This window comes from Planococcus halocryophilus, assembly GCF_022489025.1.
Lineage (GTDB): Bacteria > Bacillota > Bacilli > Bacillales_A > Planococcaceae > Planococcus > Planococcus halocryophilus_A.
The window spans coordinates 1-16423 of record NZ_JAKVTG010000019.1 but is presented as its reverse complement, the minus strand read 5'-3'; the positions used below and the strand labels follow the sequence as shown (position 1 = coordinate 16423).

At 41.6% G+C, this 16423-nt stretch carries 15 protein-coding genes, 1 tRNA gene and 1 riboswitch; all 16 genes read left to right on the top strand.

What is annotated here, in order from left to right; genetic code table 11:
- The first annotated feature begins 1 nt into the window (after position 1).
- The 16 genes from MLE13_RS16000 (at position 2) to MLE13_RS15925 (ending at position 15059) form a co-directional block, all read left to right on the top strand.
- The gene (locus tag MLE13_RS16000) at positions 2–775 is read left to right on the top strand and encodes an electron transfer flavoprotein subunit beta/FixA family protein (RefSeq protein ID WP_240750721.1); all 774 of its coding nucleotides are present in this window, start codon (positions 2–4) and stop codon (positions 773–775) included.
- A gap of 120 nt (positions 776–895) precedes the next feature.
- Positions 896–1861, top strand: a complete 966-nt coding sequence (locus MLE13_RS15995) for an electron transfer flavoprotein subunit alpha/FixB family protein (protein WP_240750719.1) — start codon at positions 896–898, stop codon at positions 1859–1861.
- A 203-nt stretch (positions 1862–2064) separates the two neighbouring features.
- Positions 2065–2379, top strand: a complete 315-nt coding sequence (gene trxA, locus MLE13_RS15990) for a thioredoxin (protein WP_215098855.1) — start codon at positions 2065–2067, stop codon at positions 2377–2379.
- 51 nt (positions 2380–2430) lie between these two features.
- Positions 2431–4227: an excinuclease ABC subunit UvrC gene (uvrC, locus tag MLE13_RS15985; RefSeq protein WP_240750717.1), complete on the top strand. Its 1797-nt coding sequence runs from the start codon at positions 2431–2433 to the stop codon at positions 4225–4227.
- A 36-nt stretch (positions 4228–4263) separates the two neighbouring features.
- A riboswitch (Lysine riboswitch) is annotated at positions 4264–4438 on the top strand.
- Positions 4439–4564: 126 nt separating this feature from the next.
- Positions 4565–5827, top strand: coding sequence for an aspartate kinase (locus MLE13_RS15980; RefSeq protein ID WP_240750715.1), 1263 nt, complete (start codon positions 4565–4567; stop codon positions 5825–5827).
- A gap of 354 nt (positions 5828–6181) precedes the next feature.
- On the top strand, positions 6182–6796 hold the full coding sequence (locus MLE13_RS15975; protein ID WP_240750713.1) for a succinate dehydrogenase cytochrome b558 subunit: 615 nt from the start codon (positions 6182–6184) through the stop codon (positions 6794–6796).
- A 45-nt stretch (positions 6797–6841) separates the two neighbouring features.
- Positions 6842–8590 (top strand): succinate dehydrogenase flavoprotein subunit, encoded by a 1749-nt coding sequence (gene sdhA, locus MLE13_RS15970; protein WP_240750711.1) that lies wholly within the window; start codon positions 6842–6844, stop codon positions 8588–8590.
- 22 nt (positions 8591–8612) lie between these two features.
- Complete coding sequence (gene sdhB, locus MLE13_RS15965; protein ID WP_240750710.1) at positions 8613–9383, top strand: succinate dehydrogenase iron-sulfur subunit; 771 nt, start codon at positions 8613–8615, stop codon at positions 9381–9383.
- Positions 9384–9583: 200 nt separating this feature from the next.
- Positions 9584–10051 carry an acyl-CoA thioesterase gene (locus MLE13_RS15960; protein ID WP_240750709.1) on the top strand — a complete coding sequence of 156 codons (468 nt, stop codon included), beginning with the start codon at positions 9584–9586 and terminating at the stop codon, positions 10049–10051.
- A 74-nt stretch (positions 10052–10125) separates the two neighbouring features.
- Complete coding sequence (locus tag MLE13_RS15955) at positions 10126–10578, top strand: MarR family winged helix-turn-helix transcriptional regulator (protein ID WP_240750708.1); 453 nt, start codon at positions 10126–10128, stop codon at positions 10576–10578.
- Between the two features lie 16 nt (positions 10579–10594).
- Entirely contained in the window at positions 10595–11398 is an 804-nt protein-coding gene (gene racE, locus MLE13_RS15950) for a glutamate racemase (protein ID WP_240750776.1), read from the top strand.
- Positions 11399–11474: 76 nt separating this feature from the next.
- Positions 11475–12224 carry a ribonuclease PH gene (gene rph / locus MLE13_RS15945; protein ID WP_240750707.1) on the top strand — a complete coding sequence of 250 codons (750 nt, stop codon included), beginning with the start codon at positions 11475–11477 and terminating at the stop codon, positions 12222–12224.
- Positions 12221–12826, top strand: coding sequence for an XTP/dITP diphosphatase (locus MLE13_RS15940; protein WP_240750706.1), 606 nt, complete (start codon positions 12221–12223; stop codon positions 12824–12826). Before rph ends, MLE13_RS15940 begins: the two co-directional genes overlap by 4 nt.
- A gap of 144 nt (positions 12827–12970) precedes the next feature.
- A tRNA-Arg gene (locus MLE13_RS15935) sits at positions 12971–13044 on the top strand.
- A 123-nt stretch (positions 13045–13167) separates the two neighbouring features.
- Positions 13168–14139 carry a tyrosine-type recombinase/integrase gene (locus MLE13_RS15930; RefSeq protein ID WP_240750705.1) on the top strand — a complete coding sequence of 324 codons (972 nt, stop codon included), beginning with the start codon at positions 13168–13170 and terminating at the stop codon, positions 14137–14139.
- Between the two features lie 314 nt (positions 14140–14453).
- Positions 14454–15059, top strand: coding sequence for a tyrosine-type recombinase/integrase (locus tag MLE13_RS15925; protein ID WP_346429180.1), 606 nt, complete (start codon positions 14454–14456; stop codon positions 15057–15059).
- The last annotated feature ends 1364 nt before the right edge of the window (positions 15060–16423 follow it).

Genomic DNA, 16423 nt, shown 5'->3' with positions numbered 1-16423 from the left:
CATGAACATTTATGTATTAGTAAAACGTACGTTTGACACAGAAGAGAAAATCGTTGTTTCAGGTGGGAAAATCCAGGAAGATGGTGCGGAATTCATCATTAATCCATATGATGAGTACGCAATTGAAGAAGCAATAACTGTCCGCGATGCACATGGCGGAGAAGTCACAGTAATTACAATCGGTAATGATGAAGCAGAGAAACAGCTTCGCACAGCACTAGCAATGGGAGCTGACAAAGCCGTATTAATCAATACAGAAGACGATGTTGAAGAAATGGATCAATTTACTTCTGCATACATACTGGCTGAATATTTGAAAGACAAAAAAGCAGATTTGATTTTAGCAGGTAACGTAGCAATTGATGGTGGATCTGGACAAGTTGGACCACGTGTTGCAGATTTACTAGGCATCAATTATGTGACGACGATTACTAGCTTAAGCATTGAGGGCGAAAAAGTATCGATTATCCGTGATATCGAAGGCGATGCAGAAGAGTTAGAAACTTCACTACCTCTTCTAGTAACAGCTCAACAAGGCTTAAACGAGCCGCGCTATCCATCACTTCCAGGAATCATGAAAGCGAAGAAAAAACCGCTTGAAGAATTGGAATTGGATGATTTAGATATCGAAGAAGACGATGTAGAAGCGAAAACAGAAACAATCGAAATTTACTTGCCACCGAAAAAAGCAGCTGGCCGTATTCTTGAAGGCGATCTTTCAAACCAAGTAACAGAACTAGTTAGCTTACTACGTAACGAAGCGAAAGTTATTTAATAAATTTCAAATCTCTTAAAGATTCACTATAAATTTTAAAAATCAATTCATGATTACTATGAATTTCTATCTCGTAAAATCAGGAACAGTTTTCACATCTACTTAGGGGGTAAACGGACTATGGCGAAGAAAGTATTAGTTTTAGGCGAAACGCGCGAAGGCGCTTTACGTAATGTTTCATTTGAAGCAATTGCAGCTGCTAAGAAAATTTCTGGCGGCGGCGAAGTAGTAGGTGTTTTAATTGGGGATGCGGTTGCAGACTTCGGCGCTGAGTTAGTTGCGTACGGGGCTGATCGTGTTGTTACAGTTGAACATCCACATTTGAAATCATATACATCTGATGGCTATGGTCAAGCATTCATGGCAGTCGTTGAACAAGAAAGCCCAGAAGGACTTGTTTTTGGTCACACATCAGTTGGTAAAGACTTGGCACCAAAAATTGCTTCTAAATTACAAGCTGGATTAATTTCAGATGTAACGGACATTGAAGGTGAAGGCGACGATGCCGTATTTATTCGCCCAATCTTCTCTGGTAAAGCATTCGAGAAGGTAAAACTAAAAGATGGCATTGACTTTATTACAGTACGTGCGAACAATATTGCACCTCTTGAAAGACAAGAGCGCTCTGGTGATGTAAGTTCTCTATCTGTTGATATCACAAACTTGCGCACAATTATTAAAAACGTTGTCCGCAAATCAACTGAAGGTGTCGATCTTTCGGAAGCGAAAGTAATCGTAGCTGGAGGTCGTGGTGTGAAGAGTACGGAAGGATTCGAACCTTTACAAGAACTTGCAAATCTTCTTGGTGGTGCTGTTGGTGCATCTCGCGGGGCATGTGACGCGGATTATTGCGATTATTCACTACAAATTGGCCAAACAGGTAAAGTCGTAACGCCTGACTTGTATATCGCAGCTGGTATTTCTGGAGCAATCCAGCATATGGCGGGTATGTCTAACTCAAAAGTTATCGTAGCTATCAACAAAGACCCAGAAGCAAATATCTTTAAAGTTGCAGACTATGGAATCGTTGGTGACTTGTTCGAAGTCATCCCGATGTTAACAGAAGAGTTTAAAAAAGTGATGTAAATCAAATTTAAACAGGTAGAGAAAGTTACGTAACTTTCTCTACCTGTTTTTGTTTATCGATTTTATCGGCGTGTAAAACCAAAATCCCGCCGTTTAATCGAACTAAATGAGGGTAATAAAAGAGTAGGCAAAAAAATAGCTAGTGTTTTTGGCACATGCTATACTCTGTATATAGTTTGGTTAATCATAAGGAGGAATTATTCATGGCAATTGTACACGGTACAGATCAGAACTTTTCACAAGAAGTATCAGAAGGACTCGTTTTAGTAGATTTTTGGGCAACTTGGTGCGGACCATGTAAAATGATCGCTCCTGTGCTAGAAGAATTAGACGCTGAAATGAGCGATAAAGTAAAAATCGTAAAAGTTGATGTCGATCAAAACCAAGAAACAGCTGGAAACTATGGCATTATGTCAATTCCAACTTTACTATTGTTGAAAGACGGCGAAACAGTTGATAAAGTAGTTGGTTTCCGACCAAAAGAAGCATTAGCTGAATTGGTTGAAAAACACGCATAATTCTTAACCGGGTCCAGTGATGGTACCCGGTTTTTTAATAGGGTGATAAACATGGCAAACGAATTGATTCGACATAAATTGGCAATATTGCCTGACCAGCCCGGCTGTTATTTGATGAAAGATCGTCAAAATACGGTTATTTACGTCGGGAAAGCAAAGGTGTTAAAAAATCGTGTACGCTCTTATTTTACAGGCAGCCACGATACAAAAACGCAGCGGTTGGTTAACGAAATTGTCGATTTTGAATACATTATTACGTCTTCTGATAAAGAAGCGCTAATTCTAGAATTGAACTTGATCAAAAAATACGATCCGAAATACAATATAATGTTAAAAGATGATAAAAGCTATCCTTATTTGAAAATTACAGGAGAACGTCATCCCAAACTGATTACGACAAGACAAGTGAAGAAAGACAAGGGTAAATACTTTGGACCTTATCCCAACGCATACGCAGCGGCAGAAACGAAAAAGTTATTAGACCGGTTATACCCATTACGTAAATGTCATACCATGCCAGATCGCGTATGCTTGTACTACCATTTGGGGCAATGTTTAGCACCATGTGTAAAACCAGTTGAAAAAGAGACCTATCAAGAATTGATTGATGGAATTACGAAGTTCTTGAATGGTGGATTCCGTGAAGTAAAAGAGCAATTGGTCGAAAAAATGTCTGAAGCGGCAGAAAATCTGGAATTTGAACGTGCGAAAGAATACCGTGATCAAATCAATATGATTGAAACTGTTATGGAAAAACAAAAAATGGCGATGAACGATTTTACCAATCGTGATGTTTTTGCGTATGCAGTTGATAAAGGGTGGATGTGCGTACAAGTCTTTTTTGTCCGTCAAGGTAAATTGATCGAACGCGACGTCTCGCTATTCCCGCTTTACCGTGACCCGGAAGAAGAGTTTTTAACTTTTCTTGGTCAATTTTACGAAAAAGCCAACCATGTGAAACCGAGTGAAATTCTAATTCCGGAGGCGGATGATCCGGATATGTTGAAAGAGTGGCTCGGTGTCCGTGTACTTGTTCCACAACGTGGCAAGAAAAAAGAATTAGTGGCATTAGCGAAAAAAAATGCCGAAGTGGCGATCAAAGAAAAATTTCAGCTGTTAGAACGTCAAGAAGAACGAACAATTGGTGCCTGTGTAGATTTAGGAGAAGCGATGAATATCGAAACGCCTTTACGTATCGAAGCTTTTGATAACTCGCATATTCAAGGTGCTGATGCTGTTTCCGCGATGATTACGTTTATTGACGGTAAACCATCTAAAAAAGACTATCGTAAATACAAAACACGCAATGCATCAAAGCCTGATGATTACGCGGCGATGCGTGAAGTGATTCGTCGGCGTTATTCACGTGTATTAAAAGATGGTTTGCCTTTGCCAGATTTGATTGTCATCGATGGAGGAAAAGGGCAAATGGAGTCGGCGCGTGAAATTTTAGAAGACGAACTTGGCTTGTCGATCCCTATTGCAGGTCTTGCAAAAGACGCTAAGCATCAAACTTCACAATTGCTATACGGTTCACCGGCTGAAATTGTGCCGCTTAAACGGACTAGTGAAGCTTTTTACTTGTTGCAACGAGTCCAAGACGAAGTCCACCGATTTGTTATTACGTTCCACCGTCAATTGCGGGGCAAAAATTCAATTCAATCTGCACTTGATGGGCTACAAGGAGTAGGTCCAAAACGTAAACAGCAATTATTGAAACATTTTGGATCTGTCAAAAAAATTAAAGAAGCGTCCGTAGAAGAAATTAAAGAAGCAGGAATGCCTGAAGCTTTGGCACAGTCCATCGAAAAGCATTTTGCAGAAGATACATTGCCAAGTGAATCATAACGTGGTATTGTAGTGAATAATTAAATCACTTGGAAAAGTGATGATAGAGGCGCGAACGTCAATAGTAAGCATTCGGAGATTTGCAGAATCTGAGATGGATGGTGAAAGGGGCGATCGCCGAAGTGTGCGTTTTACTGCTATTGCGCATGCTGGTTCTGCATTTAAGAAGTGCAGGGCTGTCAGAGTCAATCTCTGGAGGGCTATCTCACATGGACGTTTTTCGTACATGATAAAAGAGGTAGTTTGCCGCGTTTGCGGTGAGCTGCCTCTTTTTGTGTCTAGTAGGTAAATCGCTAGTCATTTTGAGGGCCACATACTAAATGTGGGAGTGGATGGAATGGAAACAATCGTTATGAAGTTTGGTGGTACATCTGTTGCAACACCGGAAAAAATTATTGGTGTGGCAAAAAGAGCAATTCGTGAAAAAGAGAAAGGCAAGCGTGTCGTTATTGTCGTTTCGGCGATGGGCAAAACGACAGACACGTTGCTTGGATTAGCTGGAGAAATTTCTTCAGAGCCACCAAAGCGTGAAATGGATATGCTATTAGCTACAGGAGAGCAAGTAACCATTTCTTTACTGGCGATGGCTTTTAAAAAATTAGGTCATGAAGCTTTATCATTTACCGGCTGGCAAGCGGGAATCGAAACCGAATCGGTTCCGCGCAATGCGCGCATTGAGCAGATTCATACAGAACGCCTCGAACGTGTATTGGAAAACGGCTATTTTTGTGTCGTCGCAGGATTCCAAGGAGTAGATAAAATCGGCAATATTACCACTCTAGGTAGAGGTGGGTCAGATACAACAGCTGTGGCACTTGCAGCCGCATTAAAAGCAGAGAAATGTGAAATTTATACAGACGTTAATGGTGTTTATACGTCTGATCCAAGATATGTTACGGGCGCACGGAAACTTCAGCAAATTTCTTATGACGAAATGTTAGAATTAGCTAATCTCGGAGCGGGTGTGTTGCATCCCCGTGCAGTAGAATTCGCAAAAAATAATCATGTACCATTATCTGTCAGAGCAAGTTATTCAGACGAACCTGGCACAATCATACAAGAGGTGATCACTGTGGAAACAAACTTAATCGTTAGAGGTGTGGCATTTGAACCGGGAGTCGCGCGTGTCACTGTAACTTATAAAAAACCTTTTAATGGCTCACTTGCTAATATTTTCAATAAGCTTGCGGAAAACCAAATTGACGTCGATATCATCGTCCAAAGCATCAGTGATGAATTCCCGCCTTCAGTTTCGTTTTCGATCAGTCAAGAAAGTCTTGAAGAAACGCGCCGTGTGTTAACGGAGTCCCAAGAGGAAATTGGTTTTCTCTCAATGAATGTGGAAGTTGGATTGTCGAAAGTTTCAATAGTAGGTTCAGGCATGGTATCAAACCCAGGAGTTGCCGCACGTATGTTTGATATTTTAAGAAGCGAAGAAATTCCGGTTAAAATGGTCAGCACATCTGAGATTAAAATTTCAGTCGTAGTGCCAGAAATAGAAATGACGAAATCCGCAAATGCTTTGCATAATGCGTATGGTTTGTCTGAAGAAGAATTGATTGAAGATACGTCAAAGTTCTCTTTAAATACTAGTTCGTGAAAATATTCACAAAATGTTCAAATTCTCAACTGTAACTAGATAACAATCGCGACATGAGTGAACCCAGTAGATTAGTCAGAAAAAGCGATTCTCAATTAGAGAATCGCTTTTTATCGTAAATCTATTCAAACGTTTACATTTCACAACCATTTAGTGGGAATCGCTTGTTTATTACCGCTAAAAGACGTGATAACTATGTGCTTAAAAGAGATTCGTTGCCTTGACGCTCCTAAAGGGGGGGAGTACAATAAATATGTCATATTATTGTATCATGATGGTGCGTGGCTTCAGATGCTTTCCCAATAAACGTCTGCTCTGAACGCTACCAATTAAAGTTTTGAGGGGGGTAAAATTTTGGATAACAATCGTGAATTTTTAATGCGCAGGCTGCACTCATTGTTAGGAATTATTCCTATTGGTTTATTCTTAACGCAGCACTTAATCGTCAACCATTTTGCAACACAAGGTGAAGAAGCATTTAATACTGCATCTCATTTCATGGCAAATCTTCCATTTGTTATTTTCTTGGAGATCTTTGTCATTTACTTGCCGCTCATGTATCATGCGTTTTACGGTCTATACATAGCGTTTACTGCGAAGAACAATCCTGGACATTATAGCTATATGCGCAATATGTTATTTATTGCACAACGTTATACAGGCGTCTTCCTAGTAGTCTTTATCGCTTGGCACGTCTTTGAAACAAGATTCCAAGTGGCAATTGGAAATGCAGCTGAAGCAGATTTTAACATGATGGAGAACATCTTAAGTAATCCATGGATGTTAGCATTCTATATTATTGGTGTGTTGTCAGCAACTTTCCACTTATCAAACGGACTTTGGTCTTTCCTTGTTACTTGGGGAATTACACAATCTGCAGCAGCACAAAAATATGCAACTTATTTCACACTTCTAGTATTTATTGTGTTATCGGTAATTGGTATCAGAGCATTGTTTGCGTTCGTTTAAGAATGTTTCAATCATTGGTGAACTAAAAGAGGAGTGAATACTAACATGGCGAAGGGCAAAATTTCTATCGTCGGAGGCGGCCTTGCTGGTTTAATGGCAGCAATTAAAGTTGCAGAAGCAGGCTCTCCCGCTGATTTATTTTCAATCGTTCCCGTTAAACGGTCCCACTCAGTATGTGCACAAGGCGGGATCAACGGAGCGGTCAATACAAAAGGTGAAGGGGATTCCCCAGATATCCACTTTGATGACACGGTCTACGGAGGCGATTTCCTAGCGAATCAACGTCCCGTGAAAGCAATGGCAGATGCAGCACCTGGAATTATCCGTATGTTCGATCGTATGGGCGTTATGTTCAACCGTACGCCGGAAGGTCTTTTAGATTTCCGTCGTTTTGGTGGTACAATGTACCATAGAACAGCGTTTGCCGGTGCAACTACTGGTCAGCAATTATTATATGCACTAGATGAGCAAGTTCGTCGCTACGAAGTAGCCGGACTTATCACGAAATATGAAGGCTGGGAATTCCTTGGACTTGTTCTTGACGAACAGGGCGTAGGTAAAGGAATCACAGCTCAAAATATGACGACAATGGAAATTAAATCGTTCCGCGCAGATGCTATCATTATGGCAACTGGTGGTCCGGGAATTATTTTCGGGAAATCGACGAACTCTGTTATAAACACAGGTTCTGCGGCTTCTATCGTTTATCAACAAGGCGCATACTACGCAAACGGCGAATTTATCCAAATTCACCCAACAGCGATTCCTGGAGACGATAAACTGCGCTTAATGTCAGAATCGGCTCGTGGAGAAGGCGGACGTATTTGGACTTATAAAGACGGCAAGCCTTGGTATTTCCTTGAAGAAAAATACCCTGCTTACGGAAACTTAGTTCCGCGTGATATTGCAACACGCGAAATTTTTGATGTTTGCGTTAACCAAAAACTCGGTATTAATGGCGAGAACATGGTTTATTTGGATCTTTCACACAAAGACCCTAAAGAGCTTGATATTAAACTTGGCGGAATCATCGAAATCTATGAGAAGTTTACAGGTGATGACCCACGTAAAGTACCAATGAAAATTTTCCCAGCTGTTCATTATTCAATGGGTGGACTATGGGTTGATGATCACCAAATGACAAGCATTCCTGGTGTTTTAGCAGCAGGTGAATGTGATTATTCTCAGCACGGAGGTAACCGTTTAGGCGCAAACTCATTGCTTTCAGCTATCTACGGCGGGATGGTTGCAGGACCAAATGCGCTTGACTATGCGAAAGGCCTTGATGTCTTAGCGGAAGATCTTCCTTCAACGATTTTTGATCAGCACGAAGCAGAAGAAAAACGTAAATGGGAAGAAATCTTAGCATTAGACGGAACAGAAAACGCTTATGTTCTTCATAAAGAACTTGGCGAGTGGATGACGGATAATGTAACAGTGGTACGCTATAACGATCGCTTGCAGAAGACGGATGAAAAACTCCAAGAACTTCTTGAGCGTTTTAACCATATCAGCATTACGGATACGCAACTTTGGAGTAACCAAGGCGCAATGTTCACGCGTCAATTGCGCAATATGCTTCATTTAGCTCGTGTAATCACAATCGGAGCGCTTAACCGTAACGAAAGTCGCGGAGCTCATTACAAACCGGATTTCCCGGAACGTAACGATGAGGAATTCATGAAAACGACAATGGCTAAATTTAATGGCTTTGATGCACCTATCTTCCATTACGAAGAAGTCGATACATCGTTGATTCCACCGCGTAAACGTGATTATTCAGCAAAAGCATAATTATGAAGGGAGCTAATTTACCATGGGTGAAGCAGCAAAAACGGTAATATTTGAAATCGAACGCAGAAACTCTACGGATGAAAATTCGTATTGGGAAAAGTTCGAATTGCCATATAAGATGAACATGAATGTCATTTCGGCATTAATGGAAATTCGTCGTAACCCTGTCAACATGGACGGGAAAAAAACCACGCCTGTAACTTGGGACATGAACTGTCTTGAAGAAGTTTGTGGGGCATGCTCTATGGTCATCAACGGCAAAGCGCGTCAATCGTGTACGGCTTTAGTTGATCAACTAGAACAGCCAATCCGCCTTCAGCCGATGAAAACATTCCCTGTTGTCCGTGACCTGATCATAGACCGCAGCCGTATGTTCGACTCATTGAAGAAAGTAAAAGCGTGGGTGCCAATCGATGGTACGCATGATCTTGGAGAAGGACCACGTATGCCTGAGCGTAAACGCCAATGGGCTTATGAACTTTCTAAATGTATGACTTGTGGTGTATGTCTTGAAGCATGCCCGAACGTCAACGATAAATCTGACTTTATCGGAGCTGCACCACTTTCACAAGTTCGTTTGATGAACGCGCATCCAACTGGTGCTATGAATCGCGATGCTCGTTTGAACGCGATCATGGGTGAAGGTGGATTAGCAAGCTGCGGTAACTCTCAAAACTGTGTTGAATCTTGTCCAAAAGGAATTCCTTTAACAACTTCAATCGCAGCATTGAACCGCGATACAACAGTTCAAATGTTCCGTAACTTCTTCGGAAGTGACAGAATGGTTGACTAGTATTTAGTAAAAACCCCGCTGAGGCGGGGTTTTTCTTTTTGTCTAATAAAAACGCCTGCTCTTTTCTAAAGTTTTTGATATACTAATCAAATGAAATATATAATTCAAGTACGATAGAAATTTTAGTGGAATTCTCAAATCAGCTACGCGTTCTCGCGTGAATTTTGCTGAATCGACAAGTCAATTTTCTGGAGGTCGTCATGAAAGCAAATTACATTGAAAATTTCGAAGAGTGGAAGCAAGATTTTTTCTTTTCTGCACCCGTTCAAGTGCGTTTTTCTGAAACGGATATGTTTGGTCATGTGAACAATACAGTGCCAATCGCTTATTTTGAATTTGCACGGATTGAATTTATGAAAGAGATGGGCTTGATGCAGCGCTGGCTCAAAGCAGGAAATGAGTTGTTTCCGGTGGTGGCAGATATGCAAGTGGATTTTGTGCAGCAAGTCTTTTTTGATGAAAAATTAGATGTTCATGTTAAAATCGCGCGTATTGGCACTTCTTCTGTCGATGTTCATTATTGGACAGTCAATGAAAAAGGAGAAACTTGTTTTACCGGTAGAGGAGCGATTGTCCAAATTTCTAAGCAAACAAATAAAGGCTATCCGTGGACAAAAGAAGAAATTGAAATGCTTCAATCGCAACAATTAGCTGTTGCAAAAAAATAAGGAGCTCTTGCTATATCGATAAAAAACCTGCACTATAGAAATACGATAGGGTTTTTGAGGAGTGGTAACTAGTTATGAAAGAAGATTACAAAGAAACAAAACATGATTTAGAACGCATCGCATTTATGGAAAAAGAATTGCGTTATATTTCGGGCATTATTAAGCAAAAAGGGCGAGAGATATTAAATTCCTATACGATTACACCGCCTCAATTTGTTGCCTTGCAATGGCTGTTCGAACACGGAGATATGACAATCGGTGATTTGTCGAACAAAATGTTCTTAGCGTTCAGCACCACAACTGACTTGGTTGATCGTATGGAGAAAAATGAGATGGTCGTCCGTATACGAGAAGAACAAGATCGTCGTGTTGTCCGGATTAAATTGTTAAAAGAAGGCGAACGGGTAATTGAAGAAGTGATTCAAAAGCGTCGTGAATACTTGAATACGGTATTAGAAGATTTTACTGAAGATGAATCAGAGCAATTTGCAGCATTACTTGAAAAACTGCACACAAACATGAAATAGGATAGAGGCGATGACGTTGAATGCGCCAATTGGAGTAATTGATTCGGGAGTCGGAGGACTCACTGTCGCAAAAGAAATTATGAGGCTATTGCCGAATGAGCAAATTTGTTATATTGGTGATAATGCGCGTTGTCCATACGGTCCGCGTCCGCTATCAGAAGTTCGGACTTATACGTGGCAAATGGCGAATGCATTGATGAAAAAAAACATAAAAATGTTGGTCATCGCCTGCAATACGGCAACAGCAGCTGCTTTATACTCTCTACAAAAAAACTTGCCGATTCCAGTAATCGGTGTTATTTTTCCGGGAGCCCGCGCTGCGGTTAAATCTTCTACAACCAATAAAATAGCTGTGTTAGGTACATCAGGAACGGTAAAAAGTGGAGCTTATGAAAAAGCCATCTTGTCGTTAGTATCTTCAGCTCATGTGGTTCAGCTTGCATGTCCGCGATTTGTCCCTCTTGTAGAAAGTGATGAATACGAAGGGGAATTTGCGCATCGGATTGTTCAAGAAACATTGGCAACTATCGCTTATGAAGAATTTGATACGGCCATTTTAGGCTGTACCCATTATCCTTTACTACAAGGTTTTATCGAAGAAGTGCTTGGAGATACTGTCCATGTTCTTTCGTCAGCAGAAGAAACAGCGAAAGATGTTGAACGTTACTTAAACTACAAAAATCAATTTGCCAAACGAGAAAAACCTCCAGTACACCGTTTTTATACATCTGGGTCTACCCAAATCTTTAGCTCGATTGTTCGAAAATGGTTGGAGATTGAAGAGCCGATCATTCATTCAATCCGATTTCCAAAAACCTGATAGCTAACGCTGTCAGGTTTTTGTCGTTATGTTCGAAATATGGTAAGCTATTGAGCATATATTAAGGAGGATTTTAATGACACGCATAGATAATAGACAAACAAACGAATTGCGTCCCATAACTGTGGACGTTGAATACTTGATTCACCCAGAAGGTTCGGTATTAATCACAGTGGGCCAAACAAAAGTAATTTGTACGGCAACCATTGAAGAAAAAGTTCCAGGTTTTTTACGTGGCCAAGGAAAAGGCTGGATCACAGCAGAATATTCTATGTTACCACGTGCGACAAATAGCCGGAATCGCCGCGAAGCTTCTGCGGGTAAAATCGGTGGACGTACAATGGAAATTCAGCGCTTAATCGGTCGTGCATTGCGCGCGGTCGTTGATTTAGAGAAACTAGGCGAACGTACGCTATGGATAGATTGCGACGTCATCCAAGCAGATGGTGGAACTCGTACAGCATCTATTACAGGTGCCTTTATAGCAATGACAATGGCTATTGGTAAGCTTGAACTAACAGAATTTCCAGTAACGGATTTTCTTGCGGCTACAAGTGTAGGTGTTACTGCTGAAAATGGACCGATTCTAGATTTGAATTATGTTGAAGATTCAAGTGCGGAAGTAGATATGAACTTAGTGATGACCGGTGCAGGCCATTTTGTTGAACTGCAAGGCACAGGTGAAGAATCAACCTTTACACGTGCTCAGTTGAACGAGTTACTGGACCTTGGAGAAGCTGGAATTCGTCAATTGATTGCGATGCAACAAGATGCATTAGGTGAACTAGCTGAACGAATTGGCGAAAGGGTGCCAGCAGAACTATGAAACGAATAGTAATTGCAACTCAAAATAAAGGAAAAGCGAAAGATTTTGAAGCGCTACTTGCACCACTAGGGTATGAAGTATTAACGCTTTTGGATGTGGCACAAGATATGGACGTGGAAGAAACCGGTGTAACATTTGAAGAAAACGCCATCTTAAAAGCAGAAGCGGTATCAAAAGAGTTGAACATCCCGGTTATTTCTGACGATAGCGGTTTGGAAATTGATGCGTTAAACGGTGAACCAGGTGTATACTCTGCGCGTTATGCAGGTGGCGAAAAGAGCGACAATGCGAATATCGATAAAGTGCTTGAGAAATTAGCTAGCGTGGCAGAAAACGAACGCACAGCCCGTTTCCGATGCGTGCTAGCAGTCGCAGCTCCAGGACAACAAACGCAAACTTTCTCAGGGTCATGCGAAGGTAGAATTCTAGATACACGTCAGGGCGAAAATGGATTTGGTTACGATCCGATTTTTTATGTGCCGAACCTAGAAAAAGCTATGGCTGAGCTATTGCCGCATGAAAAAGCAGCAATTTCACATCGCGGCAATGCGTTACGTGAACTTAAACACAGTATGCCGAATTGGTTGAGTGAACAAAACTAAGCCATTGAAAATTTATTTTAATGTTTTTTTAAAATAGCGTTGACTTTTCTTTAAATCATTTCTATAATTAAAATTGTCTTTCAATAGAAAAGCAAAGCCGTCAGCGAAAGCCGGCGCCACCGTCTAGACTTTAAGAAAGCTTTCGTCTCAGTAGCTCAGCTGGATAGAGCAACGCCCTTCTAAGGCGTCGGTCGGGGGTTCGAATCCCTCCTGGGACATTATAGGAATAGCGCTTAAACAGCGTCGGAACAGCCTTCTAAGGCGTCTAATGAAACGGTCACTGAATCGGTCACCATCCGAATTTCAGCCGTAAATCAGACGCATTAGGAGGCTTTTTTGTTATGACGAAAAAAAATTCAGCTTTCACGGTACAAGGCGATTTAAACGGAATGTTTGCGAAGAAGCAAGAGGAACCGAAGAAGAGCGGAGGGGTGCCGCTCCTAAAGGCGCTCGAAGTCGTTACGCGAAATATGAAGACTACCGGCTATCGACCGCGCACGATAAGTGATTATACGTTACATGTTAAACACTTTGCGGAAATTACAGGGGCGGAGACGTTAGAAGAGCTAGAAGCATCGCATATATACGATTGGCTTGCGAGCATGAACGTAAGCAATCAAACGAAGCTCACGCGCTTAAAGTGCCTCAAAGCCTTTCTAGGGCGTTGTTTCGATTCGGGTTGGTTGCAGTCGAACTTTTGGCGCGCAATCGTTATACGCGTTGATAGTGCCGTTAAACAGGGCTCTTCTGCTAAAGATATTGCGATGCTACTGCAAATACTCGATTTAAGCGACTTTGTACAGTTTCGGGATGCTACGGCAATACTCTTAATGAGTCAGACCGGCTTACGCGTGAGCACGGTTGCACAATTGGATGCAAGCCATATAGATATACCGCAAAAACTCTTAAAGGTTGGCGGCAGTCTGCTTAAGAATCATCAGCAGATGTTCTTGCCGATTAGCGACGAGCTCGCGCGCATGCTTGAGGTACTATTGCAACAGAATGAGCAAGTGCGGAGGCATTACGGCGTTAGCAATAGTCTCGTATTTATTACGAAGTATGGCGGAAGTATTGCGTCGAGCCCTACGAATAACAATATACAGAAGCGGCTTAACAAGTATGCGCGCGAATACGGTTTAAAGAATATTAATCCTCAAGCATTGCGGCGCGGTTTCGCAAAGAGCTTACTGGATAAGGGCGCACATATTGCGCTTATATCGAAGGCATTAGGGCACGGCGATATTGAAGTGACTACGCGTTATCTGTATTTAGATAAAGAGGATGTTGCGGAGAACTTGCGCGATTATTTGTAAATGCTTACGGATTTAAAATTTTGTAGGCAATTTCGGTGCACCCGGCAGACGGCGTAGGGGTATGCGATAGCCCCCGGGGGGTATGCCGCTCAAATTAGTGAAGCGGAAACCATGCGCGAAAGAGAAGAAGCAATCGGAGCAGGAGCGGCTAACATCGTTCTTGCTTTTCTTTTTGCGTTAAATGAATGTATGCTTTTATGTAAAAGGATACGTAAAGAAACGCATAGATTCGGTATTATATTATTGTATTACATTTGAATGTATGCTAATTTAGGTATATACGTAATACCATACACGAAAGGGTGGAGGCAAACATGGCGAATACATTGGCAAAGAAAGATATGACGGTAGACGTTCAACCCTTGAGAACGGCGGCAGAGATTGCAGAGTTTAGGGATGCGATAAAAGTATCGGCAAAGAGTGCGGCAATGGCGGCGAGGAATTTGCTACTGTTCAATATCGGAATTAATACGGGGCTCCGCATTGGCGATATAGTCAAGATGCGGATAGAGGACGTAAAAGGCCGCTCCTCATTCGTGATACGTGAAGGCAAGACGGAAAAGATGCGTACAGTACATCTTTCCGCATTGATGGCGGATATTGCCGACTATGTAGATGCGTTAGAGCCTTCGCAAGAGTATCTATTCTCTTCGCGCAAAGGCGGCGCTAATGCTAAGCCAAGTCATATCAGCACTACACAGGCTTATCGTATTCTCGCGGCGGCGGCAGAGCTTATAGGGCGCAAGGATATAGGTACTCATACATTGCGTAAGACATTCGGTTATCACTATTACAAACGTACTCACGATGTAGCAACGCTAATGGAGATATTTAATCACGATAGCCAAGCGACTACTAAGCGGTATATCGGTATACGCAATGACGAGATAGCGGAGACGTTGCGCGACTTTAAATTATGAGTGAGGCAAGCGGATTCATACGCAAGCGGAGCGGTAGAAAGCGGAGAGATTCGGCTTTTTGCCGTTTTTTTATATATAATTACTTCGGTTTCCGAATATATTTAATTAAAGTAGCATGCTTTTAGGGAACAAAACTGGCTAGATACCATGCTTTTAGGGAACACTTTCGAAAAAGATAAAAACGCGTAAATATACAATATATAGACTATTTATGCATTTTATATAACTATATATGGTTTTTTATACGATATTATTGCATAATTTAAGGCATTTAAAAAAAGCTGGTCTATCTATATCAGTCGTATCTATAAAGGGCTACGCAAAGCGGCAGAGCCTTAGGCGGCGGCTAAAGCCTTGCCTGCATTCGCTAAAGCTCATGCGTACCTATAATATCTATCATTGCAAAGGTATTATTTACGCAAGAAGTATATAAACACGTAGGGGCACGAGCCGCGCGAGTGCAGACAAGCCGTTAGGCGCAGTCTTAGGATAAAGCGGAACTAAACGAATAAGCACGCGCCTTTCTCAACGTCAAAGCTCCGCAGAAAACACGCTTCCTTGAGGATTTCCGAGGCCCATACGTCATGAACGCGCTACCTAGTAAATTCGGAACCTATTCGGAATCATTGCGTAAGCCTTTCGGAGCCCTCACAATACCGAAAGCCAGCGCAATAGCATCGAGTTTGCGGAAGATTTCCGTTTAGATAACATGCCGTAACACTGCTACGCAATAGCATTAGCATAAGCGAGGCTCCATAATGGAGGAGCGCAGAAAGGCGTCTTAATTCATATAGTGATAATTCAACGCATTAAAGCGCTAAAGCGTTAACATAAGCGGCTTTTCTCGTAGTTGATTGCGCTTCAATAGCGAAGTGATTGCGCTTTAAGATGCAGAGGCGGCTTTTTGCATAATGTTATAGCGTCAGATGGGCGGTTGATTATATTTATTTAAGATATTTGCGTATAGACCCTGTATTTGTGGTCTTTAGTCGTACTATATATTGAAGGGATAAATTTATTTAGGCTATTTTGAAAATCGTGTAGTCCAAAAGGGTCTTTAGTCGTACTATATTATGAAGGAGTAAAATTCTTTAGTACCTTTTTAGTTTTGAGGGTTATAATTAGGGGCTTTAGTCGTACTATATATTGAAGGGGTAAATAAGTTTGTGATTAGTGTAGACCTAAAGCACCTTTGAAGGACTTCGTATATAAAGGCATTAAACGGAAGAGCCCGGCGCAATAGCGCTAGGCTTTTTTGAATGCGCAAAAATAAGCAGAGACACAAACGCCACGGAAACAACTAAACGAAAGAAGGAATTGAAATGAACGCATCACAACGCTACACAACGCGAGAGCGCAGAGAA